At 68.8% G+C, this 22,249-nt stretch carries 19 protein-coding genes; 10 read left to right on the forward strand and 9 right to left on the reverse strand.

Annotated features, from left to right (window positions below; genetic code table 11):
• Positions 1–462: 462 nt before the first annotated feature.
• The 5 genes from J7U37_RS01980 to J7U37_RS02000 all read left to right on the forward strand — a co-directional run bounded on the left by J7U37_RS01980 (position 463) and on the right by J7U37_RS02000 (position 5,951).
• A complete protein-coding gene (locus J7U37_RS01980; protein ID WP_247634652.1) occupies positions 463–951 on the forward strand; it encodes a GNAT family N-acetyltransferase in 489 nt (162 codons plus the stop codon).
• 49 nt (positions 952–1,000) lie between these two features.
• Complete coding sequence (locus J7U37_RS01985) at positions 1,001–1,267, forward strand: ferredoxin (RefSeq protein ID WP_056180410.1); 267 nt, start codon at positions 1,001–1,003, stop codon at positions 1,265–1,267.
• Positions 1,264–2,556 carry an FAD/NAD(P)-binding oxidoreductase gene (locus tag J7U37_RS01990; protein ID WP_247634653.1) on the forward strand — a complete coding sequence of 431 codons (1,293 nt, stop codon included), beginning with the start codon at positions 1,264–1,266 and terminating at the stop codon, positions 2,554–2,556. Before J7U37_RS01985 ends, J7U37_RS01990 begins: the two co-directional genes overlap by 4 nt.
• A complete protein-coding gene (locus J7U37_RS01995) occupies positions 2,553–3,797 on the forward strand; it encodes a cytochrome P450 (protein ID WP_056479817.1) in 1,245 nt (414 codons plus the stop codon). Before J7U37_RS01990 ends, J7U37_RS01995 begins: the two co-directional genes overlap by 4 nt.
• A 156-nt stretch (positions 3,798–3,953) precedes the next feature.
• Positions 3,954–5,951 carry a methyl-accepting chemotaxis protein gene (locus tag J7U37_RS02000; RefSeq protein WP_247634654.1) on the forward strand — a complete coding sequence of 666 codons (1,998 nt, stop codon included), beginning with the start codon at positions 3,954–3,956 and terminating at the stop codon, positions 5,949–5,951.
• A gap of 719 nt (positions 5,952–6,670) precedes the next feature.
• Here J7U37_RS02000 and J7U37_RS02005 read toward each other — a convergent pair.
• Complete coding sequence (locus J7U37_RS02005; RefSeq protein ID WP_247634655.1) at positions 6,671–7,783, reverse strand: acyltransferase; 1,113 nt, start codon at positions 7,781–7,783, stop codon at positions 6,671–6,673.
• 280 nt (positions 7,784–8,063) lie between these two features.
• On the opposite strand from J7U37_RS02005, the gene J7U37_RS02010 reads away from it, so the two are divergent.
• Complete coding sequence (locus J7U37_RS02010; RefSeq protein ID WP_247634656.1) at positions 8,064–8,660, forward strand: AprI/Inh family metalloprotease inhibitor; 597 nt, start codon at positions 8,064–8,066, stop codon at positions 8,658–8,660.
• 139 nt (positions 8,661–8,799) lie between these two features.
• Here the strand turns inward: J7U37_RS02010 and J7U37_RS02015 are convergent, their stop codons facing one another.
• Positions 8,800–10,422 (reverse strand): outer membrane beta-barrel protein, encoded by a 1,623-nt coding sequence (locus tag J7U37_RS02015; protein ID WP_247634657.1) that lies wholly within the window; start codon positions 10,420–10,422, stop codon positions 8,800–8,802.
• A 364-nt stretch (positions 10,423–10,786) separates the two neighbouring features.
• Here J7U37_RS02015 and J7U37_RS02020 point away from each other — a divergent pair, with 364 nt between their 5' ends.
• Positions 10,787–11,815 carry a KpsF/GutQ family sugar-phosphate isomerase gene (locus tag J7U37_RS02020; protein ID WP_247634658.1) on the forward strand — a complete coding sequence of 343 codons (1,029 nt, stop codon included), beginning with the start codon at positions 10,787–10,789 and terminating at the stop codon, positions 11,813–11,815.
• Positions 11,816–11,819: 4 nt separating this feature from the next.
• Here the strand turns inward: J7U37_RS02020 and J7U37_RS02025 are convergent, their stop codons facing one another.
• A complete protein-coding gene (locus J7U37_RS02025; RefSeq protein WP_247634659.1) occupies positions 11,820–12,908 on the reverse strand; it encodes a glycosyltransferase family 61 protein in 1,089 nt (362 codons plus the stop codon).
• Positions 12,909–13,069: 161 nt separating this feature from the next.
• On the opposite strand from J7U37_RS02025, the gene mutL reads away from it, so the two are divergent.
• On the forward strand, positions 13,070–15,019 hold the full coding sequence (gene mutL, locus J7U37_RS02030; protein WP_247634660.1) for a DNA mismatch repair endonuclease MutL: 1,950 nt from the start codon (positions 13,070–13,072) through the stop codon (positions 15,017–15,019).
• Between the two features lie 19 nt (positions 15,020–15,038).
• Here mutL and J7U37_RS02035 read toward each other — a convergent pair whose 3' ends face one another.
• On the reverse strand, positions 15,039–15,650 hold the full coding sequence (locus tag J7U37_RS02035; RefSeq protein ID WP_056479847.1) for an FMN-dependent NADH-azoreductase: 612 nt from the start codon (positions 15,648–15,650) through the stop codon (positions 15,039–15,041).
• Positions 15,651–15,726: 76 nt separating this feature from the next.
• Here J7U37_RS02035 and J7U37_RS02040 point away from each other — a divergent pair, with 76 nt between their 5' ends.
• The gene (locus J7U37_RS02040) at positions 15,727–16,122 is read left to right on the forward strand and encodes a helix-turn-helix domain-containing protein (RefSeq protein ID WP_247634661.1); all 396 of its coding nucleotides are present in this window, start codon (positions 15,727–15,729) and stop codon (positions 16,120–16,122) included.
• Between the two features lie 13 nt (positions 16,123–16,135).
• Here J7U37_RS02040 and J7U37_RS02045 read toward each other — a convergent pair whose 3' ends face one another.
• The 4 genes from J7U37_RS02045 to J7U37_RS02060 all read right to left on the reverse strand — a co-directional run bounded on the left by J7U37_RS02045 (position 16,136) and on the right by J7U37_RS02060 (position 21,255).
• On the reverse strand, positions 16,136–17,263 hold the full coding sequence (locus J7U37_RS02045; RefSeq protein ID WP_247634735.1) for a spore photoproduct lyase family protein: 1,128 nt from the start codon (positions 17,261–17,263) through the stop codon (positions 16,136–16,138).
• A gap of 125 nt (positions 17,264–17,388) precedes the next feature.
• Positions 17,389–17,946: a 16S rRNA (guanine(966)-N(2))-methyltransferase RsmD gene (rsmD, locus tag J7U37_RS02050; RefSeq protein ID WP_247634662.1), complete on the reverse strand. Its 558-nt coding sequence runs from the start codon at positions 17,944–17,946 to the stop codon at positions 17,389–17,391.
• Positions 17,943–19,925, reverse strand: coding sequence for a pseudouridine synthase (locus tag J7U37_RS02055; protein WP_247634736.1), 1,983 nt, complete (start codon positions 19,923–19,925; stop codon positions 17,943–17,945). The genes rsmD and J7U37_RS02055 overlap by 4 nt, the downstream gene beginning before the upstream one ends.
• A 1,126-nt stretch (positions 19,926–21,051) precedes the next feature.
• The gene (locus J7U37_RS02060; protein ID WP_056180530.1) at positions 21,052–21,255 is read right to left on the reverse strand and encodes a CsbD family protein; all 204 of its coding nucleotides are present in this window, start codon (positions 21,253–21,255) and stop codon (positions 21,052–21,054) included.
• 156 nt (positions 21,256–21,411) lie between these two features.
• On the opposite strand from J7U37_RS02060, the gene J7U37_RS02065 reads away from it, so the two are divergent.
• The gene (locus J7U37_RS02065; RefSeq protein ID WP_247634663.1) at positions 21,412–21,900 is read left to right on the forward strand and encodes a nucleoside deaminase; all 489 of its coding nucleotides are present in this window, start codon (positions 21,412–21,414) and stop codon (positions 21,898–21,900) included.
• Between the two features lie 4 nt (positions 21,901–21,904).
• Here the strand turns inward: J7U37_RS02065 and J7U37_RS02070 are convergent, their stop codons facing one another.
• Complete coding sequence (locus J7U37_RS02070; RefSeq protein ID WP_056180368.1) at positions 21,905–22,213, reverse strand: hypothetical protein; 309 nt, start codon at positions 22,211–22,213, stop codon at positions 21,905–21,907.
• Between the last annotated feature and the right edge of the window lie 36 nt (positions 22,214–22,249).

The raw sequence follows: 22,249 nt of genomic DNA on the forward strand, positions 1-22,249 counted from the left end.
GATCGACACGGTTCTGACGAGGCGACCGTCGATCAGGACAGTGGGCTGGTGGTCATTCCAGGTGAGTTCGCGGTGCACCGGCTCCCCTTCTATGGGAAGGCTATTCTCGGCAGGCTACCGGATTGGCAACTCCGCGTCTTCAAGAGCTCGACGCGTCCCTCTCCCCCCTGTGGGGGAGGTTAGGAGTGGGGGTCGCTCCGCTGGCCTCGCCGGCTGTGAGACACCCATCCACCGCCTCCCCATAAGCTCGACGGATCTCAGGCCTGCCCCCAATCCACCGGGGAGGAGACCCCGCAGACATCCCAGCCCTTTTCGCCTGCACCCGCATCCGAGGCGTTCACGCGGAACCGGTATCGGCCCGGTCGCAGCCAGTTTCCTGCCGCATCGTGGCGATCGAGGGCCGTCCGCGAGCGCGGCCGATCTGCCCACTGCATTCCTGACCACCCACCGGGAGCCCGCGCGATGACGATCACGATCCGACCGGCCGGCCCCGCCGATGCCGACGTCGTCTGGGCGATCCTCGAACCGACGATCCGCGCCGGCGAGACCTACGCGCTGCCCCGCGACGGCAGCCGGGCGGCGATGCTGGCCTACTGGTTCGCACCCGCCCACCGGGTTCTGGTCGCCGAAGCGGAGGGCGATATCCTCGGCACCTACACCCTGCGAGCGAATCAGGCGGGCGGGGGAGACCACGTGGCCAATGCGAGTTTCATGACCCGGCCCGACGCCACCGGGCGCGGCGTTGCCCGGACCATGGGCGCACACGCCCTCGACACCGCCCGTGCCGCCGGCTTTACCGCGATGCAGTTCAACTTCGTGGTGGCCACCAACACCCGCGCGGTCGCCCTGTGGACGAGCCTCGGCTTTGCCCAGGTCGGTCGCCTGCCGGGGGTGTTCCGGCACCCGGATCTCGGCCTGGTCGATGCCCTGGTGATGCACCGCGTCCTGTAACCACGCCCCCGGGGCGGAACCCCGGCCGGGTCGGGTCCATTGCGCAAGCATGACCGACGTTCCCGAACCCGCAGCCTCCCCGCCCGATGCCCGCCATTCCGCCGGCGGACTCCGGGTCACGGTCGACCTCAACCTCTGCCAGGCCTATGCCCAGTGCTGCTATGCGGCGCCGGACCATTTCGTGCTGAAGGGCCGCGAGGCGCTGCACTACGATCCCGCCCCGTCCGCCGGCGCCCGCGACGACATCGAGCGCGCCCGCATCGCCTGCCCGGTCCAGGCCATCCGCGTCGAGGATGCCGGGGCTGCCCGTCGATGAGCGATGCCGAGACGCGGGTCGTGGTGGTGGGCGCCTCGCTCGCCGGCCTTCGCGGCGCCGAGGCCCTGCGAGAGGCGGGCTTCGCCGGCCCCCTGACCATCGTGGGGGCCGAACCCCATCGCCCCTATGACCGGCCGCCCCTGTCGAAGGCCGTGCTGACCGGCGAGGTCGCCGCCGACGCCACGACCCTGCCGAACCTCGTCGCGCTGGAGGCCGACTGGCGCCTCGGGACTCCCGCCACGCATCTCGACCGGACCCGCCGGCTCCTCACCCTGGCGAGCGGCGAGACCCTGCCCTACGACCGTCTCCTGATCGCCACCGGCGCCTCGGCCCGGCCCTGGCGCGATTCCGCGCAGGCGGCGTTCCGGGGCGTCCACACCCTGCGGGGCCGCGACGAGGCAGAGGCCCTGCGGCGCGATCTCGCCGCCGGCCCCGGCCACGTCCTGATCATCGGCGGCGGCTTCATCGGCTGCGAGGTCGCGGCCGCGTGCCGGACCCTCGGCCTGCCGGTCACCCTGGCGGAGACCGGGCCGACCCTGCTCGCCCGGGTGCTCGGCCAGCATCTCGGCGCGGTGGTGGGAGCCCTGCACGAGCGCCTCGGCACCACCCTGCGCAGCGGGGTGAAGGTCGAGGCCCTGGAGGATGACGGCACCGGCCGCGTCGTGCGAGCCCGCCTCGATGACGGCAGCGTCATCGCGGCGGACGTGGTGGTGGTGGCCCTCGGGGCGGTGCGCAACACCGCCTGGCTCGAAGGCTCGGGCCTCGCCTTCGACGCGGGCGGGATCGATTGCGACGCGCAGGGCTACGTCCTCGACGCGGCAGACGCGCCCGACCCCCGCATCGCGGCGGCGGGCGACGTCGCCCGCTTCCCCCACCCGCTCTATCCCGGCCGCCGCATCGCCCTCGAGCATTGGGGCCATGCCGTCGCGCAAGGGCGCCATGCCGGGCGCCTGCTCGCCGGGCTTGCGCCCGAGCCCTATCGCGACGTCCCCGCCTTCTGGTCGAGCCAGGGCGGGATCACCCTCAAGTCGGTGGGACTCACCGAGGGCGCCGACGGGTTCTGCATCGCCCGCGGCAGCCTGAAGGAGGGCCGCTTCCTGGCGGTCTACGGCCGCGAAGGCCGCTGCATCGCCGCCGTGGCGTTCGACTGCGCCCGCTGGCTCCCGGCCTATGCGGACCTGATCGCCGAGGGCGCGCCGTTCCCGCCGGAGCCCACCGGCGTCGATGCCGGCCCCTTCACCGTGCTGCCGCCCGACTTCCCGGAACCCGCCCGCAAGGATCGGTCATGACCGACGACACCCTGTTCGCGCGGATCAAGGACGAGGCCAACCGGCCCGACCCCTATCCGCTGTTCGCGCAGCTGCGCACCTGCCCGGTCTCGCGCCAGGAGGACGGCACCTATGTGGCCGCCACCCACGCGGCGATCACGCGTCTGCTGCACGATCCGCGGGTGAGTTCGGAGACGCTGCCGCCGGCCGACCGGCCCAAGACCGGCAACCCCTTCAAGGACTGGCTGGTCAAGCCGGTGCGCGACCACCTCACCGACACCCACCGGCCCTTCATCTTCCGCGATCCGCCGGACCACGACTGCCTGCGGGCGGCGGTGATGCAGCAATTCACCCCGGAGCGGGTCCAGGCGATGCGGGCACGCTCGCATGTGCTGGTCGACGAGATCCTCGACAAGCTCGGCGATGCCACCAGCATCGATATCGTCGACGACCTCGCCTATCCGCTGCCCGTCACGGTGATCTGCGAACTTCTCGGCATCCCGCCCTCGGACGAGGAGCGCTTCCACGGCTGGGCGACGCAGCTCGCCACCGCTCTGGAGCCCGACACCCTCCAGGACGACGCATTGCGGGCCGAGAACAGCCGGACCTTCGATGCCATTTCCGAATACATGCAGGGCCTGATCGCCGAGAAGCGCAAGGACCCGCAGGACGACATGCTGTCGGGGTTGGCGACGGAAGGCGTCGACGGCCGCCCGCGCATGAGTGATTTCGACCTCATCGCCACCGCCATCCTGATGCTGGTCGCCGGCCACGAGACCACGGTGAACCTCATCACCAACGGCATGCTGACCCTGCTGCGCCACCCGGACGAGCTGCGCCGCCTGCGCGAGGACCCCACCCGCGCGCCCCGCGTGGTCGAGGAGTTGCTGCGCTTCGAGCCCCCGGTCCAGTTCCGGACCCGCACGACCCTGTGCCCGATCACGCAGGACGGGGTCACCATCCCGGAAGGCGCGCCCCTGGTGCTGCTGCTCGCCTCCGGCAATCGCGACCCGGCGGTCTATGCCGAGCCGGAGCGCTTCGACCCGGACCGCACCGACAACCGCCATCTCGGCTTCGGCGGCAGCCTGCATTACTGCGTCGGAGCCCCGCTGGCCCGCTTCGAGGTCGAGGCTGCCCTGGTGGCGCTCGCCCGGCGCCTGAAGAACCCGCGCCTGACCGCCGATCCGCCGCCCTACCGGTCGGGCTCGGCCCTGCGCGGCCCGAAGCACCTGCGCCTCGCCATCGACGGCATCGCCCCGTAGGAGAACCCGGCACGAGGCCATCGCGAAGATCAGGCGGGAACTATAGGCAAAGGTCCATGACAATTACATATTAAAATACTGATCTTTTAACTGAATTTTACGGGCTATATTGTATAGAAGGTCTCACGAAGAAATCTTGCACCGTGAGACTCTACCATGAAGTTCGGTATTCGCACCCGCCTGTATGCCGGCTTCGGCACGCTGATGGTCATCATCGGCGTTCTGGGCATTGCCTCGAATCACCAGCTTGCCCAGCTCACCGACCAGTACGGGCGCCGCAACCGGGTCGAGGCGAATACCCGCAACATCTACACCGTCACGGGCCTGACCGACCGATTCATCGCCCAGACGCTCGAGTACAAGGCCACGGCCAAGCCGGACATCCTGGTCGCCCTCGAACAGACTCGCCAGAAGATCGTCGAGACCGGCGACTTGGTGATGGGGAACACGATCTCGGAAGAGCGCCGGAAGCTCTATGCCCAGATGCCGGATGGTGGCCGGAGTCTGGGGCAGGACGTCGTCCGATTGGGGACGAGTGGTGCCACCCTGGCCGAGACCCGGACCCGCCTGTTCGACGGGGGCAACGTGCTGAGCCGCCTGAGTCAGGACCTGCTGAAGGACATCCGCGCCAACGGTAGCGCGGCCCAGATCAGCCAGGCCCAGACGTTCGAGAGCGCGATCCTTCTGACGCGGATGTCGAACTGGCGCTTCCTGGCGACGCTCGACCCCAAGGGTCCGGCGACCTTTGCGGAGAACGCCCGGAAAGCCGTGGCCGCCGGCAAGGCGTTGCGGGGCCTTGATCCCGACCAGGCGTTCACCGTGGCGATCGCCCGCACCGAGACCGCGCTGAACACCTATGTCGAGGCGTTCCAGGAGGCTGCCAAGGCCATGGAGGAGAGCCGGGTCCAGTTCGAGCAGAGCATCAAGCCGAAGATTGCCGCCATCGAGGCCGCCGGCCTCAAGGCCCACGCCGTGACCAACGCGCGGATGAAAGAGATCACCGCGATGACAGAGGCGACCGCGGCTCTCAGTGAGCGGGTGCAGTGGGTTCTGATCGCGGTGGCGCTGATTCTGGGTGGCGGCATGGCCTTCGTGATCACCCGCAGCCTGATCCAGCCGATCGCCGGGATGACCCACGCCATGAGCCGCCTGGCCGCCGGAGAGACCGAGGTCATCGTGCCGTCGCAGGACGCCACCGATGAGATGGGCGAAATGGCCAAGGCCGTCGACGTGTTCCGGCGGAACGCGATCGCCCGTCGCGACCTGGAAGCGCAACAGGTCGCCGAGCAATCCGCCCGTCAGCGCCGAGCCGACCGCGTCGACGAACTGGTGCAGGGCTTCGAGCGGACGATCGGGGATTCCATCGGCATCGTCACCGCCGCCTCCACCGAACTCGACGCCACCGCCCGGTCCATGACCAGCGTGGCCGATGCAACCAGCACCCGGGCGATCGCCTCCAGCGCGGCGGCCGAGCAAACCTCCGCCAACGTGCAGACCGTCGCCTCCGCGGCCGAGGAGATGGTGGCCTCGCTGCAGGAGATCGATCGCCAGGTGAAGCAGTCGAACGTGGTGGCCGCCGCCGCGACCCGGGACGCGCAGGCGACGGACATGACGATGGCCCGGCTGACCGAGGCCGCAGACCGGATCGGCGAGGCGGTGACGATGATCTCCAGCATCGCCGGCCAGACCAACCTGCTGGCGCTGAACGCCACCATCGAGGCGGCCCGCGCCGGTGAGGCGGGACGCGGTTTCGCCGTGGTCGCCGCGGAGGTCAAGGAACTCGCCGGCCAGACCGCCCGGGCCACCAGCGAGATCGGCGGACACATCACGGCGATCCAGCAGGCGACCGGCGAGGCCGTCGCGGCGATCCGGCAGATCAGCCAGACCATCGTGTCGGTCAACACCATCACGGGCTCCATCGCGACGACCGTGGTCGAGCAGACCGCCGCCACGGGCGAGATCTCCCGCAACGCCATCGAAGCCGCCCGTGGCACCCAGGACGTCTCGATGAACGTGGCCGGGGTGCTGGCCTCGGCCGGCGAGACCGGCTCCGCCGCGCAGCAGGTGATGATGGCGGCCGGGGAACTCTCGACGCAGTCGGTGAACGTCCAGCGCGAGGTCGCGACGTTCCTCCAGGCCATCCGGGCGGCCTGACCGGGACACGTCTCCATTGCACGCCGCGGCGCGGAAGCGCTGCGGCGGCACGGAAGCGGCTGCGGCGGCACGGAAGCGCTGCGGCGGCAGGCCGACGAACCCGCCCTTCGCCCTAGCCGAAAAGCCGAGGTGGCGGCACGCCGGGGCCGTTCGGCCGTACCGATCCTGATCCGAACGGGAACCCGATGGCCGGACGAACGGAGATGCGCGCGATCGATGCCGGACCCCGCATCGCGTTGCCTGTCCTCGCGGGAGTTCGGACCGGTCCGACCCGTTCTTCACCGCAGCCGGCGTCGTTCATGCGCCATCCGCCGACATCTCGCAGGATCGTGCTGAAGCCGGACGAACCTGTCTTGGAGACGACGGCAGATCTCCTCTGACGGCGAGCAGGTCATTGAACGTTACGGACCGTCAATTCCTGGGACGGGCGGTCGGGCAATCGGCTCCGCCCCTTCGTCCCAACTGATATGCGTTGTCCGCCGTATCGCCGGACGGGGAACGAACCCGGTCGCGCGAACGGCCGGACGGTTTCGCTAGGGTTTGGATGTTGGTTGCGGGGCAGGGAAGCTGGTGCGGGGCAGGGGAGCCGCATCAGGTCGGGATGCGGGACGTGTGAGCCACCCCGACCCGAAGAAGGCGGCGGACCGGGCGTCGAACCCTTCCGCGGCGCCGGGCTCTCCACGGACCATGGCTTCGATCCCGCTCCGATCCGGTCCCGCTCAGGGTTCCGAACGACCGAGGGCGGGTGCCGGTGCGGCGACGGGCGCGGGCTGCTCGATAATGCGGCGGGTGATGGTGCGCCCGAGGTCGATGGCGGGCGCTTCGATCCAGCGATAGACCAGGGCCGCCACCGCGACGGTGGCCAGAGCGGTCGCGCCCGCGAACAGGTGGATCGGGATCACCGCCTCATATCCGGCGAGCACGTGCTCCAGCACGACCTGCACCACCGGCCCGAACAGGTAGATCGAATAGCTGATGGCGCCGAGATAGACGAAGACCCGGCCCTCGATCCGCAGCCCGACGCTCAGGAGCCAGAACAGCGCCATCGCGAGCCAATAGGTGATCGTGTACTTCATCCAGTTCTCCTGGAAGCCCATGTCCCGCCCGTAGGCGAGCACCGACACCAGGGGCACCGCGCAGACCAGCGCCCCCGTGACCAGGGCCAAGGCCCCGCCCCAGCCCGGCCGCCGCTCGAAGACATGGTAGCGCAGGCACAAACCCCACAGCATGACCGCCAGCGCGAGGGGAACCGCCACCGGGACCTTGCGCTGGAGGTGGTAGCGCAAGCCAGCCAGCACCACGGCGGCGGCGATCATCAGAAGGGTGGTGGCGACGACGCTGCCGCGCCGGTCGAGGTGACCCATGGCGAACAGGGCGACACACAGGCCGTAGAAGATCAGCTCGATCTGCAGGGTCCAATACAGACCGATGATGTTTTCGACCCCGACGAATTGCTGCAGCATCGTGATGTTGGTCGGGACCAGGAGAGCCGGAATGTCCCGCCCGGCCCAGATGAACAGCACCAGCAGGCCGCACGGAATCGACAGCCAATAGGCGGGATAGAGGCGGAAGAACCGCGAGATCGCGAAGGCCAGGATCGGCCGGCGGCTCGGCTTGAACAGCGAGAACGGCACCACGAAGCCCGAGACCGCGAAGAACATCGTCACGGCGATCTTGCCGAGGTCGAGCCACTCCGTGAGCCCGGCCAGGACGGCCTGCTCGGCGGGAAACGGCCCGAGCCGGGTCTTCAGCCCGAACTCGACGGTGTGCGCGTAGATCACCGCCAGCGCAGCCAGGCCGCGAATCGAATCGATGCTGTGCAGGCGGCGCATGGCGGACGCGAGTGTTGCGCCCCCGAGATTGAGGACTATCCGAGGCTTGCAGGTGGCGGCCGCGGAGACAAGGCGCATCCCTCCGCGTGGTAAATGGCGCACGGGATTCCGCGGTTCGTCCTGAGGCACGAGCGCCACACCGGGCGGCAAATGTCGGGCCGTCCCGGCAAAACCCGTGCTCGCCCCCTTCGGCGCCTTGCCGCCAGCGCAATTGACGGTGACGCAGGCCATAACGCGGGGCCTCGGCCCCGACCCAGCTCCCCTTCGGATTTTGCCATCGATGCCGCGTTCGCTCCTGTCGACAGCCGCCATTCTCGCGCTCGCCGCCGGCCTCGGCGCCTGTGCCTCGCAGCGCCTCGAAGGCCCCATGCGCGGTCGGGCCGCGCCCGGTCCCCAGGCCGCCCTCGAGCCGATCGCCCCGGCCATGCCGTCCGGACCCGTCACCTCCGAGCCGCTGGCCCCGCCGCCGGGCGCCTCCGCCTCACCGACCGACTTTCCGCCGCCGGTCGGCGCCAACGTCTCGGTCGCCCCCTCGACGCCGGTGATCGCGCCCGACCCGACGCCCGTCGCGCCACTGCCGCCGCCGGTGGTCGCCAGCGGCAGATCCTCGGTGGTCGGAACCTGGAACGCCAAGGACGCCACCGGCGCGAGCTGCAAGGTCTCGCTGTCGAGCGCCCCCGCTCTCGACCTCTACAAGGCCAGCGCCTCGGGCTGCCCGAACAAGGACCTGTCCAAGGTCACGGCCTGGGATTACCGCGACGGCGAGGTCTACCTGTACCAGCCGGGCGGCACCGTCGCGGCCCGTTTGCGCCAGGGTGGCGCAGCCCTCGACGGCGCACTTTCGAAATCCGGCGCCTCCCTCGCGATGGTGCGCTGACCGGCCGTGACCGCGACACGACCCTGCGGGTATTCCAAGGTCCGGAACGCCTGTCGGGTCCGTCACCGCGACGCGTCGCTTCGGTATACCAAGGCCCGAAACGCGGGTCGCGTCCGTCACTCCGGACGCGGCACCGCCGCTAGGGATTGACCCGCAGGCCGAGCAGGAACGTGTTGGCGTGGAAGCTCGATCCCGCCGAGGAGCTGTCCAGGCGCTGATAGATGTAGCTGCCGCGCATCGCCAGCCAGCGATTGAAGCGATAGTCGAGGCGCGCCGTCGCCGAGAATCCGCGCTCGGTGATATTCACCCGGTCGTAGTCGTTCGACAGATACGTGACCCCGCCGATGAGCGAGAGATTGCGCAGGAGGTCGTGTTGGACTTCCAGGGTCGCGGTTTGTGTAAGAACTCCGCTCGAACCCGGTACCGACGTCTCGATGACGCCCGTGGCTGCATTGAGCCGCACCGTCGTGAGCGGGCTCGCGCTCCAGATCAGCGCCGCGTTCACGACCGGCGCCGTCAGGTCGCGCAGCGACGGGTCGACATAGGTCCGGTGCTGCAATCCGCCCGAGATTTCGCCGGTCACGAAACGGGTCAGCGCAAAGGTCGCGCCGCCCGCTAAGGTCACGCCATCGGAGTCGCGGCGAATTCCCGAGGAATCCACCCGTAGATCGTAGACGCGGGTATCGGCCAGGACATCGACGAACGGCGTGATGACTGGCGAGATCTCGTATCCGGCCCGGAGTTGCAGGCCGTACTGGTTCAGGTTGCGGTCGCTCTGACGCACGATGGTGCCGTCGGACAGTTGCGCATCCTCGAATTCGGACCGGTCGAGCAGGCCGCGCACCGACACCTGCACCCGGTTGAAGCGCTCGGTGACGCCGAGCGTGGTGCCGTAGCTCGCAATCAGCGGCCGGGTTGCCGTCGTGGCCGCCAGGTCGGGGGTGCCAGTGCGTTGTGTTTCCAGGAGAAAACGGCCCTCGACATCGATCCGCGTATCGCGGTTCGCGTCGATCCGCAGCCGGGTCACGCCCGACCCGTTGGGGCGGCTCGCTCCCTCATTATCCGGGAAATCGACATAGCCCCCCCGCAAATCGCCGGTGAGTTCGCTTGACGACCAGTCGCTCCGTAAGCTCACCTCACCGTCCGTCCGCAGCGCCAGAGACGGCCTGGCCAGGCGGTTGGTGATCTGGTCGGGGTTGGTGTCGTAACCCATGCTCTGCTGCAGAGCGGGCAGGATCGTGAAGGTGCCGAACTTGATACCGAGCGGCGCGTAGGCCTCGTCGATGGTGATCGGCCGGCGCAAAGCCGTCGACAGGAAGAACCCCGGCGTCTGCACGCCGGCCAGGGGGAGCAGCGTCGGCAGCGGCACCCCGCTGACGGCGCTGCGCACCACTGGCGTCAGGCGCAGGTCGTAGCTCGGCACCTGCGTGATCGACCGGACCGGACGGACGGTGGCGCTTCCGAACCGGCGTGGCGGAATCGCTCGAAGTTTCAGGATGTTGGTCGGGCCGCGATTGTTGGCCCCATTGGTCCCGCCGGACGCGATGGCGCTGCCCGAACGGCTGCCGGCCAAGGCGCGCGTGGCGAGCCCGCCACTGCCGGCCCCGTCGTCGGTGGTGCTGCCGTTGCTGTTCAGGACGCCGCTACCCGAAATCGTGCTGCCGCGCAGGCCGGAATTGAGGGGCAGGACGTCGCCCACATTGGCCGTTCCGGACGCGCTGTCGGGGGCCCCCGACGGCAGGGTCTGCGCCGCAGCCGCCAAGGGGGGTAGTATCAGGAGGGCAGCCAGCGCGAAGCCCGAGCCTCGAACGCGCCATCCTGAAATCGGCCCTGCACCTGTCACGGATCGACGTCTTTCCGCTGACCTTCGCGCCAGATACGGCGCTTCGAGACGAGGACTGCCGGCGGGACCGCCTGGCGGGCGGCCCGTGGCCACGCTTGGCGTGAGCGGCCCGGCACCATGGTTAAGAGGGCTACAACGAGCACGGTTAATGGCCCGTCAACGCAGGCGGCCAGACCCGCATAGGCCCATCGGAGTCGCCATCCGACCACAATCGCTGTTCATAGCCAGCCGACACCGTCGCGGCTCACGCGCGCGCGATCAGACCAGAAGGATACGGGCCGGGATGGCTCCAGCAGACACCGCCTTGGCCGCGCGCCATCCCATCGACGCCGCCGGGAATGCCCCGTCTGCCGCCGTGGCCTCCGCCCTGCGCACCATCGAGACCGAACGCGACGGTCTCGCCTGCCTGATGGACTCGATCGGCAATGGGCTCGGCGACGCCTTCACGGCGGCCGTCTCGCGGATCGCGCGGGCGCAGGGTCGCGCCATCCTGACGGGCATGGGCAAATCCGGCCATATCGGGCGCAAGATCGCCGCGACGCTGGCCTCCACCGGGACCCCGGCGCTCTACGTGCATCCAGCCGAGGCGAGCCACGGCGATCTCGGCATGATCCAGCCGGAGGATGTCGTCGTGGCCTTGTCGTGGTCGGGTGAAACCACGGAACTCGCCGACATCATCGGCTACGCGCGGCGATACCGGGTCGGCCTCATCGCCATTACGGCCAATGCGGGATCCACTCTCGGCCGCGAAGCCGACATTTGCCTGACGCTGCCGAAAGCGCGCGAGGCTTGCCCGAACGGCCTTGCCCCAACGACCTCCACGGCGATGCAGCTGGCGCTCGGCGACGCGCTCGCGATCGCTCTTCTGGAGGCGCGCGGATTCTCGGCACGGGAATTCGGCATCTATCATCCGGGCGGACGCCTAGGCGCCTCCCTGCGACAAGTCCGGGAGGTGATGCACAGTGGCTCGCAGTTACCGGTGGTCGCACGCGGGACATCCATGCGCGCCGCCATTGCCGAGATCGACGCCAAGGGCTTTGGATCGGTGCTTGTGGTCGAGGCCGACGGTCGGCTCGCTGGGATCGTCACCGACGGCGACCTGCGCCGCAACGTGTTCCGCAGTGACCTCGACAGTCTTGCGGTCGAGTCCCTGATGAGCGGCAAGCCCCGCACCATCGCGCCCGAGACACTCCTGGCGAAGGCGCTCGAAATTCAGGAATCGATGAAGATCACCGCGCTGATCGTTGTTGATAACGAGCGCCCGGTCGGCCTCGTGCACTACCACGACCTCCTGCGCTCGGGCGTTACTTGACCGATCAGATCTGCCGCAGAAGCCAACGCCCGACCCGCTGCAGGGGCGATACCCGTCCGGCATGCCGTCGGACCGCGTCCTCCTCCGCATCCCGGGTATCAAGGGTATCGAAGGCCCGCGCGCGTGCCAGTATTTCAACGGCGACGGCGGTCGGATCCGGCAGGGACCAGCCGAAGTGGAACCCAGCCTCTTCACCTGTTTCAGCGCCGATGGCGGAGTAGTAGTGCGCCTGGGTTCCGTTCAGGGCATCGAGGAGCAGGAAGTTGGCGTTGATATGCGCCGCCCAGTTCAGGCCGAGAATGCGCCGGCCCGGCGCAGCAAAGACAGCAGCGTGGAAGGCCGACCCCGCCGTCCCGAGCACTATGCGCCGCTCGGATAGCAGGCGCACGAGTTGGGACAGGCGCAGACTCTCCGGATAGACGATGTCGACGCCTCCGCGCTCCAGCGCCTCACATAGGATCTGCTCGTTGCGAAGGCGCGAGATTCCGGTGCCCAGACGCGTTTTGGAAAGGTAGACGGGTCGCGGTTCTGTATCGACCAGGGCCGGGTCCCAGAAAGGCTGTCCGACGAAGCGCGCCAGGGTGCCGTGTACGTCATGGACGAAGTCCTGCTCGTGCAAGCTCGGCTGAGGCACCATGAGGCGCGGAATGCGGGTCGGCCGCTCGAACGTCGCGAGATCGTCGAGCGTCATGTCGAACCGGGAGAGAATCTCGATCAGGAAGGGCAGCGCCGCCCAGGTCTCGCGCCGTATTTCAGGTGGCCCGAGCGGATGACACAGTAGGCGCGGCTTCGGGCCGTCCCAGGTGAGGAGCGGCCACAGTCGTGCAAAGGTGCCAAACAGGAAGTGGCCGTAATGGGTGATCAGCGGTCCGACGTAGAGAGTTGGTCGATCCTCCGCACAATCGGTGACCTCCGATACGACCGGTTCGCCACTCGCCTCGATCGTGTTTCCGGCAGCATCGAGCAGGCCCCAGCGGCCGTCTGCGGTCACGGGTTGATACACGGCATCGGTGACGACCCGAAGGCTGGGAAGGGCGTCACGATGCTCCGTCCGCCCCCAGACCGTACGGCAACGCTGAAGTGTCACACTCATGGATGGACCGGACCTTCCGGTTGAGACCTTCAAGGCATCGGTCCGGCAGCCTCGCCACGGTCCGACAGACACTTCATGGTACCGAATAGCTATGGGGCACGAGGGCTCGGTTCAAAGACGACCTTTCGGGCAGGTCCTTGTACACCTATAGTTTCTCCCACATGTCCGCGCCGCTTCGTCCTGTCCGCCGCCTCGATCCGATTCTCGTCGACCGCATCGCAGCGGGCGAAGTGGTTGAACGCCCTGCCTCGGCCGTCAAGGAACTCGTCGAGAATGCCATCGATGCCGGTGCGCGCAGCATTGAGGTGACGATTGAGGCCGGCGGACGGCGGCTCATCCGCGTCGTCGATGACGGCGCGGGCATGAGCGCCGATGACTTGGCTCTTGCGGTGGAGCGCCATGCCACATCAAAACTCCCGGGCGGCGATCTGACCCGTATCGAGACGCTCGGATTCCGCGGCGAAGCGCTGCCCTCAATCGGCGCCGTCGCCCGCCTGACGCTGACGAGTCGCACGGTCGAGGCCGAAACTGGCGCCACCCTGACGGTGGATGCCGGCGTGAAGGGCGAGGTTCGGCCGGCACCGAGCGCGCGCGGAACCCGCATCGAGGTAGTGGACCTGTTTTCCGCCACCCCGGCGCGCCTGAAGTTTCTCAAATCCGACCGGGCCGAGACGACGGCGATCGGCGATATCCTACGCCGGCTTGCTGTGGCGCAGCCGCAGATCCGTCTGGCGTTGCGCTCGGAATCTGGGACACCGGCGGTCTTCCCAGCGGAGGCCGAGACCGGTCCGGCCGCGACCCTGCGGCGGCTGACCGCGGTGTTTGGGACTGATTTCGGCACGAATTCGCTGGTCCTCGACATGGCGCGCGAAGGCTTTGCCCTGTCGGGCCATATCGGCCTTCCGAGCTACCATCGCGGGGCGGCCAACCAGATCCACTTCACCGTCAACGGCCGCCCGGTTCGTGACCGGCTCCTGCTTGGTGCCGTTCGGGGTGCCTACGCGGATACCATGAGTTCGGATCGGCATCCTGTCCTGGCACTTACGATCCGGTGCGATCCGGCCCTAGTCGACGTCAACGTGCATCCGGCTAAGACAGAGGTACGCTTTCGCGACCCTGGCCTGATCCGAGGACTGATCGTCAGCGCGATTCATGAGACGCTGCGGCAGGCAGGCCTACGCGGTTCGACCACAAGCGCCGCCCGAACCCTTGACGCGCTGCGCCCGGCGAGCCTCCAGGTTCATACGGGCGCAAGCCCATATCCGGTACCGAGCCCAAGCCAAGCCCGAGGACTTCCATCCTTCGCGGCTCCGATCGGCTACCGCCAGGGCTCGTACCAGTCCTCCGCCTTCACGGGGCTCGGGGAAACGCCCCAAACGCTGATCGACGAAGAGCCTGCGGCCCAACTCAGCGGCCCAACTCAGGCTCAGTTCGCCGATGATTTCGCGGCGCCCTCGGCCGATCTGCACCGGGAGGCAGAGTTGCCCGAGACAGTCGGGCATCCGCTCGGCGCGGCGCGGGCGCAACTGCACGAAACTTACATCGTCGCCCAGACCGCCGACGGATTGGTGCTGGTGGATCAGCATGCAGCGCATGAGCGGCTCGTCTACGAGCGTCTGAAGCGCGAGCGGGCGCTTGGCGGCATTGCCCGCCAGGGCTTGCTTGTTCCTGATGTGGTGGAGATGGCGCCGGGCGATGCGGAGCGTCTGGTTGCGGCGGCACCCGACCTAGACCGACTCGGCCTCACCCTGGAAGCTTTCGGTACCGGTGCGGTCTTGGTGCGCGAGGTACCGGCGGCCCTGGCGAATGCCTCGATCCGCGGTCTCGTCACCGATATCCTCGATGCGATGACCGAGAGCGGGCTTGAAGACAGCAGTCCCGACGGAACCGATGGCAGCGGTGGCCCCCTCGGGCGGCGCCTCGACGCGATCCTGTCACGTATGAGTTGTCACGGCTCGATCCGAGCCGGGCGCCGCCTCCGCCCTGAGGAGATGAACGCCCTGCTGCGCGAGATGGAGGCGACGCCGCTGTCAGGCACCTGCAATCATGGCCGCCCGACCTTTGTGGAGCTGAAGCTCCACGACATCGAGCGGCTGTTCGGCCGGCGTTAGATCGCGGGGCCTGTGATCCTTAAGCCGCCGGCAGGTTGGCGGCGGCCTTGAGAGCTTCGGCGAGCGCCTTCTCGCGGGCCTCCGGACCGAGCGCGATGCCCTCGGCCACAATGATTTCCGGCTTGGTGACGCCGATGAAGCCAAGGACGGCGCGGAGATAGGTTTCAGCGTGCTCCGCCGCTGCGTTCGGGGTCCCGGCACCGTAGAGACCGCCCCGCGCAACGGCGACGATGACCCGTTTCTCGGGCACGAGGCCCACGGCGCCGGTCTCCGTGTATTTGAAGGTCCGGCCCGCCACGAGTATGCGGTCGACCCAGGCCTTGAGCTGCGAGGAAATCGTGAAGTTATAGAGCGGTGCGCCGATCACCACGATGTCGGCGGCGAGGAATTCCTCAAGCACCTCGCGTCCCAGGGCGACGTCGTTCTGAATGTCGGGGGTGTTGCTCGCGTTCGGCTGCTGGCCGGCTAGGTAGGCACCCGACAGGTGCGGGATCGGGGTCGCCGCCACGTCGCGATAGGTGACGTCGAGATTCGGCGCCCCAGCCTTCAAGTGCGAAACGATCGCGGCCGAGACGGAGCGGCTGACGGAGTGATCCCCCAGGATGCTGCCGTCGACGTGCAGAAGCTTCATGTTCAATCCCCGGTATCAGAAGTGTACCGAGGCGCTATAGAGGACCAGACCCGCGCGAGCGCAAGGAGGCACATTCGTGAAACCCGGGCACATCGAGGATACCGCGACAGCGCGCGATCACCGCCCCGCCGACTGTCGAATCGTCGGGACCGTGCTGGCACGCATTGGTGACAAGTGGAGCATCCTCGTGGTGATGACGCTGACGGATGGACCGCGGCGCTTCAACGAGTTGAAGCGAACGATCGGCGGTATCTCGCAGCGGATGCTGACCTTTACTCTGCGCGGCCTGGAGCGGGACGGACTGGTATCGCGAACGGTACATCCGACGATCCCGCCGCGCGTGGATTACGAACTGACGGCGTTGGGTCGCTCGTTGCAGGACCCCGTTCAGGCCCTGGGAGCCTGGGCCTTCGCCAATCTGCCGGCAATCCAGGATGCGCGGACGCGCTTCGACGGCGAGCAGACCTCGTGACCGCCCCGCTCCGTCAGGTCCAGTACAGCACCCGCGCAGATGGCAATTCGCGTGTAACGGCAGCCGTGATAGTCTCGCGCATCTGTCGCATCAGGTCACGCGGGTAGACGTATTTCAGTGAACCGAACTTGGTCATCTTCCGGGTGCGTTCGTCCTCTCGCATCGGAAGATCGGAACCCGGATACCAACCCTGCAAAACGTCTTTCGAACCGGGAGTGAACCGATGCGTGATCAGCTCTACGGTCAGATCGACGTCGGGCAATCCGGCGAGGGCATCGGCAACGTCCCGCAGAAGCGCGGCATAGGCGTCCGGCCAGTTCGGCACGGGGAGGATCGGCGCGATCGTGAGCCCGACCGGGTAGCCGGCGCGCGCCACCGCCGCGAGAGCGCCGAGACGCTCATCGAGGCTGGCGGTGCCGCCCTCGTAGCGGGCTGCCGCGCGGGCATTGACCGAGAAGCGGATCCGGGTGCGTCCGCGATGCGGCAGGTCCAGCAACGGCGCCACGGCCGCGAATTTGGTGGTGAAGCGTAGTTGTACCGGCGCGTCCCACGCACCGAAGTACTCAATCGCAGCGGAGAGTGATCCCGTCAGGTGTTCGATGCCAAGAGGGTCGGTATAGCACGAGGCCTCGAAAGTCGTTCCCTCCTGCGCGCGCTCTTCCTGGGCTGACGTTATCCCGCCTTGGCCGAGATAAGCTGGGAGGTTGCCGAGGATCGCGTCGAGATTGGCGTAGGCCCGGGTCACCGGCGGACCCGAGAGCGAACCCGCGAGGTAGCAATACTGGCAATGCGCCGGGCAGCCTTCCGCGAGGTCGAAGCGCCAGTCGGCGCTCGGCGGGATCGGCTGAAGTTTCAGCTTGGTGGGTGGGGCAACGACCATCGCGAGGGTCGCCTTGGCCTCGCGATAGGCGATGCGCGGATCCGGATTACGTAGTCCCGTCAATCGGTTGGCACTCAGGTGCTCGACCGGCAGCCCGAGCGCGGCGGCGCGTTCCACCATGGCACGGCCATGGGCGTGCTCGAGGGCGGCGGGGGTCACGAGGACGCGGCGCGGCCGCCAGAGGAGGGTCGGGCGCGGCGCGATAGGAGATGCGGACGGAGCCCATTCCGCGGCGTCGGCTCGGGGTTCGGCGAGGACCATGCGGGGTGAACGCATCGGCCGCCTCGGGGGTCCGAACTGCGCAAAAGTGCCGCCGGTATACACCGAGGGTCACGTCGAGGTCGCGCTGGTATACGACGCAGAACGCGAAACGTCGCAGTCGCATCTCAGCCGGCATAGCGCGCGTAGGCAACGGCCGTGTCGCCGTAGACCCGGCGCTCCAGCTCGGTAAAGCCGGGTGGCAGGGCGACATGCACGCTGGCCGCCTCCTCGACCACCGCGAGGGCGCCGGGCGCGAGCCAGCCGCCGGCCGCTGCGCTGGCCAGGGCCAACGGGGTGAGATCGCGCTGGTAGGGGGGGTCGCAGAACACGAGGGTGAAGGTGCCGCTGGTGCCGACCGGGCCGAGCCGGGTGGCGTCCCGCCGGAACAGGCGGGTCGACCCCTCTGCCCCGAAGGCCTCGATGTTCTCGCGAATCAGAGCCCGGGCCTCGGCACCCTCGTCGACCAGGAGCGCGTAGGCGGCGCCGCGCGACAGGGCCTCGAAGCTGAGCGCCCCGGTGCCGGCGAACAGGTCGAGGACCCGGGCTCCGGCGACGGCATCGTCATACGCGTGGGCGAGGACATTGAAGATCGCCTCGCGCAGACGATCCGAGGTCGGACGAATCGCGTCGGTCTTCGGCGTGGCGAGGCGGCGCCCGCGATGGTCGCCGCCGACGATCCTCACCGGCTCCCACCGCGGGGCGGACGACCACCGCCGCCGGGCCTGCTCCCGCCCGGCTTGCTGCCGCCTGCGCCGCCCCGGCTGAAGCCACCCGGCTTGCCACCGCCGGGCTTAGCGAACCCGCCAGGCTTGCCACCGGCCTTGAAGCCACCGCCCGGCTTGCCGGCTCCCTGGAAGCCGCTGCGCTCGCCATCCTGGCGCGCGGAACCGCCCTTGAAGCCGCCGCGATCGCTGCGGTCGGCGCCCGAGCGGTCGTTACCCCGAAAGCCGCTGGGCTTGTCGCTCCGAAAACCGCTGGGCTTGTCGCCCCGGAAACCACTCGGCTTGTCGCCCCGGAAACCACTCGGCTTATCGTCCCGACGGTCGTCGCGGGCCGGCGCGCCACGGGAGGCCGGGCGGGCGCCGCGGGCGTCGTCGCCTTCGGAGCGGTTCGGATGGGTGCGGAAGGGGCCACGCGGGCGGTCCTCTCCGCCGCGTGGCGGGCCGCGACGCTCGGCGCCGTCCTGAGGCCGGAAATTCCCCCGCGGGCGGTCGTCCTCCCGGCGCGGCGGCCGACCCTCACCGCCGAAACTGCGGGCGGGACGGTCGCCGGCGGAACGGTCCGAACGGTCTTCGGTCTGCCGGAACGGGCGGGCCTGCGCCTCGGCACGGGGGAAGCGGCCCTCGCGGGGCGTGGCCTCGTCACCCCGGCGTCGTCCGGCGCTGTCCCGGCGGTGCGGCTCGGCAGCGGATTCCTGCGGGCTCGACTTCAGCCGCTCCACGAGGACGCGGCGCTCGCCGGTGCTGATGGCGCCGACACGCTCGCGGCCGCGGACGGCTGCGGCTTCGCGCTCGGCCTTCGGATCGGCACCCCGGCGCGGAATCTTCACCCGGCGCGGTGCGTCCTCGGCACGGGCCTCGTCCTCGGCCCGCCAGACCGAGCGGCGCGGACCGGCGCTGTTGCCGCCGGTGGGCACCCGGGCGGGCTTGGCCGGCGCCATCGGGCGATCGCCGCCGCGGGCGCCGCGCGGCGCCCCGTCGTCGCTGCCATAGGAGTCGCGGCGCTGGGCGGCCGAGGCGCTGCGGGCGGGCTGCTTGGCCTGCTGCTTCGGCGAGCCGAAGGGCGCGATCGGCTCCCGCACCGGGCTCTCGAAATCGACGCCGGCCTGCTCCGACAGGGCAGGACCGAGCTGTTCCTTCAGCACCTTGGTGCGAATTTCTTCCGCCAGGCCGGCTTCGAGGTCGCCGAGCTGGAACGGCCCGAACGAGAGCCGGATCAGCCGGTTCACCGCCAGTCCGAGATGCTCGAGGATGCGCTTGACCTCGCGATTCTTGCCCTCGCGCAGGCCGAGGGTGATCCACAGGTTGTCGCCGGACGACCGGTCGAGGGTCGCCTCCACCGGCCCGTAATCCATGCCGTCGATGGTCACGCCCCGGCGCAGCTTGTCCAGCTCGGCCTGGGTGGTGTCGCCGTGGGCGCGCACGCGGTAGCGGCGCAGCCAGCCGGTATCCGGGTGGGCGACGACCTTGGCGAGACCGCCATCGTTGGTCAGGAGCAGAAGCCCCTCAGTGTTGATGTCGAGGCGTCCGATCGCCACCACGCGGGGCAAGTCCTCGGGCAGGTTGTCGAAGACGGTCTGGCGGCCCTCTGGATCGCGCGCCGTGGTCACGAGACCGCGGGGCTTGTGGTAGATCCACAGGCGGGTGCGCTCGCGGGCCGGCAGCGGCTCCCCATCGACGGTGATCCGGTCATCGGGCGTGACGTTCATCGCCGGCGAGGTCAGCACCCGGCCGTTGAGGGTGACGCGGCCCTGCTCGATCATCGCCTCGGCATCGCGACGCGAAGCGATGCCCGCACGGGCAATGGCCTTGGCGATGCGGTCGCCCTCGGGCGTCCCGGCGTCGCGGGACGGTCCATCGGCGGAGGCTGCCTCGGGCTTCGCGATCGGCGCCTTCACCAGCGGGGTCTTGCGGCGCAGGGGCGCGTCGCCGCCGCGCGGCATGGCGGCGTGCCGAACCTTGGGCTTTTCCTCGGCCGAAGGCCCGGGAATGCCCGCATCGGTCGCCGGCGCCCAGGCCTCGGCCTTCTCGGTGGATTTCGGTTCCGGGGCTTGCGGCGGAATCACCGCGTCAGCGGCCTTCGCCTTAGCGCGCTTGGCTGTTTCGGGCTTGGCTGTTTCGGGCTTAGCTGTCTCGGGCTTGGCTGGTTCGGATTTGGCAGTCTCGGGCACGCTCGCCACCGGCTCAGCCGTCTGCGTTTCGGGCTGAGACGGCGCAGCCTTCGGCGCCTTGGATTTGGCGGCTTTGGATTTGGGGGATTCCGGTTTGGCCGCCTCGGAGGCGGGGGCCTCGGATTCGGGCGTCGCCCCCTCGCTCGACGGCGCCGCCTTCAGCTTCCGGGGCTTGGTCGTCGCGGACTCGTTCGCGCCGGGTTCATCCTTCGCCGCCTCCGACTTCGCCGACTTGGCTTTGTCGGACTTGGCTTTGTCGGACTTGACCACTTCGGACTTGGCCTTCTCGGACACTGCTTTGCCGGACACTGCCGTGTCGGATTTGGCCTTCGCCGGTCCAGGGGCGACGATCTCAGGCGTCGAGGTATCGGCTGTTGCGTTGCTGGCCTTGGCAGACTTGCCGGCTGCAGCCTTGGTCTTGGAGGCTTTCGCTTCGGATACGTCGGTCATCGAGGGGCCAGCCTTCGAGGAACCAGCCTTCGAGGAACCAGCCTTGGCATCGAAAACCTTGCCATCAGACGCCTTGCCGCCGGCCCCTTTGGCGTCAGACGCCTTGGCGCTCGAAGACTTCGTCTTCACGGGCTGGCTCGCGGAGGCCGCGGGTGGCGCAGCAACGGGCGGAGTCGCGCCGGTCTCGGGTGCTGCCTTCGTCGAGGCCTTGGCCTTCGAACGGGAAATCTTGGCAGGCGCGTCCTCGGACCCGCCCATCGTCTTATCAGTCTTGTCGGTCATGCCTGCCCCATAACAGAGCGGACGCGTTGTTGCGAGTGATCCCGCGCGCTTGAGCCGCGGGTTCGCGCTAAGACCGGGCCCCACACGCGAAAAGGCGGCTCGCGCCGCCTTTCCTGTCCCGCCTGACGGCGCCGCCCGCGTGAGGCGGCGCGCGGTCTGGAGGTGCTTAGAGCTTGCTCTTCACGGTGTCGGCAGCGTTCTTCACGCCGTCCTTGGCATCGCCGACCGTCTTCTGGGCTTCGCCCTTCAGCTCCTGGGCCTTACCCTCGGCCTTCAGCTTGTCGTTGTCGGTAACGTTGCCGATACCCTGCTTGACGTTGCCGACGGCCTCGTTGGCGAGACCCTTGATCTTGTCGGTGGTGCTGCTCATCGTGCGCTCCTCGTCTGTCGTTGGCAGCCGAACCATTCATCGATCCAGCCGCATCGGGCTTTCCAACGGCCACGTCACGGCGATGTTCCCAGGCGTAACATTCGCATGGGTTAACGTTAGTTTCCGTGGTTTGCCGAACGCGCTACGCTTTTCCAGATGTCCGAACCGATCCCCGTCGTGCCCCCGACCCACCTCGACGCTGACGACCCCTTAAGTCTCGCCTTCGATGCCGCGCGAAAGGCGGCGGCGGAGGGCGAGGTCCCGGTCGGGGCCGTGGTGGTAAAGGACGGGGCGGTGATCGCGGTGGCGCACAATCGGCCGCTGGGCCTGCGCGATCCGACGGCCCATGCGGAAATCCTGGCGATCCGCGCGGCCTGTCTCGCCCTCGGTGACGAGCGCCTCAGCGGATGCGACCTCTACGTGACGCTCGAACCCTGCGCGATGTGCGCGGGGGCGATCTCCCTCGCCCGCATCCGGCGCCTGTATTTCGGGGCCTACGACGCCAAGGGCGGCGCGGTGGAGCACGGACCGCGCTTCTTCGCGCAGCCGACCTGCCATCACAGCCCCGAAATCTATGGCGGCTTCCGCGAGACGGAAGCCGCCGACCTGCTGCGGCGCTTCTTCGCAAACCGCCGCGAGCGCTGAACCCTCAGCTTCCGCCGGCGCCCCCACCGCCGCCGGTGTTGGCGATCGGCTTCTGGTTCTGCTCGGCATTGCCGGAGGCGGCCGAATTGTTCGAGATGCTCGACGCGCCGGTGGCTCCGGGCGCGATGGTCCCGACCGAACCCGGACCGCCATTGTCGATGCCGCCGGGCTTGACCACAGGGCCGCCCGCGACCCCGGGCGCCGTCAGGCGTGGCGGCCCGGGCTGCTTGATCTCGGCCGGCGCATTGCCCTGGGCGAGGGTGAAAGACGTGCTGGCCAGAACCAGCGCGAGCGTGGTGGGGATGATCCGCATGAGGTCCCTCCGAGCTGAGTGTGACACCATCAGTCT

It is taken from the genome of Methylobacterium sp. 37f (assembly GCF_023093475.1).
Taxonomy (GTDB): Bacteria; Pseudomonadota; Alphaproteobacteria; order Rhizobiales; family Beijerinckiaceae; genus Methylobacterium.

What these genes read in the sequence shown, in the direction of transcription:
- J7U37_RS01980 (WP_247634652.1), top strand. Translation starts at nt 463, where the DNA reads ATGACGATCACGATCCGACCGGCCGGCCCCGCCGATGCCGACGTCGTC.
- J7U37_RS01985 (WP_056180410.1), top strand. Translation starts at nt 1,001, where the DNA reads ATGACCGACGTTCCCGAACCCGCAGCCTCCCCGCCCGATGCCCGCCAT.
- J7U37_RS01990 (WP_247634653.1), top strand. Translation starts at nt 1,264, where the DNA reads ATGAGCGATGCCGAGACGCGGGTCGTGGTGGTGGGCGCCTCGCTCGCC.
- J7U37_RS01995 (WP_056479817.1), top strand. Translation starts at nt 2,553, where the DNA reads ATGACCGACGACACCCTGTTCGCGCGGATCAAGGACGAGGCCAACCGG.
- J7U37_RS02000 (WP_247634654.1), top strand. Translation starts at nt 3,954, where the DNA reads ATGAAGTTCGGTATTCGCACCCGCCTGTATGCCGGCTTCGGCACGCTG.
- J7U37_RS02005 (WP_247634655.1), bottom strand. Translation starts at nt 7,783, where the DNA reads ATGCGCCGCCTGCACAGCATCGATTCGATTCGCGGCCTGGCTGCGCTG.
- J7U37_RS02010 (WP_247634656.1), top strand. Translation starts at nt 8,064, where the DNA reads ATGCCGCGTTCGCTCCTGTCGACAGCCGCCATTCTCGCGCTCGCCGCC.
- J7U37_RS02020 (WP_247634658.1), top strand. Translation starts at nt 10,787, where the DNA reads ATGGCTCCAGCAGACACCGCCTTGGCCGCGCGCCATCCCATCGACGCC.
- J7U37_RS02025 (WP_247634659.1), bottom strand. Translation starts at nt 12,908, where the DNA reads ATGAGTGTGACACTTCAGCGTTGCCGTACGGTCTGGGGGCGGACGGAG.
- mutL (WP_247634660.1), top strand. Translation starts at nt 13,070, where the DNA reads ATGTCCGCGCCGCTTCGTCCTGTCCGCCGCCTCGATCCGATTCTCGTC.
- J7U37_RS02035 (WP_056479847.1), bottom strand. Translation starts at nt 15,650, where the DNA reads ATGAAGCTTCTGCACGTCGACGGCAGCATCCTGGGGGATCACTCCGTC.
- J7U37_RS02045 (WP_247634735.1), bottom strand. Translation starts at nt 17,263, where the DNA reads ATGGTCCTCGCCGAACCCCGAGCCGACGCCGCGGAATGGGCTCCGTCC.
- J7U37_RS02055 (WP_247634736.1), bottom strand. Translation starts at nt 19,925, where the DNA reads ATGCCGCGCGGCGGCGACGCGCCCCTGCGCCGCAAGACCCCGCTGGTG.
- J7U37_RS02060 (WP_056180530.1), bottom strand. Translation starts at nt 21,255, where the DNA reads ATGAGCAGCACCACCGACAAGATCAAGGGTCTCGCCAACGAGGCCGTC.
- J7U37_RS02065 (WP_247634663.1), top strand. Translation starts at nt 21,412, where the DNA reads ATGTCCGAACCGATCCCCGTCGTGCCCCCGACCCACCTCGACGCTGAC.
- J7U37_RS02070 (WP_056180368.1), bottom strand. Translation starts at nt 22,213, where the DNA reads ATGCGGATCATCCCCACCACGCTCGCGCTGGTTCTGGCCAGCACGTCT.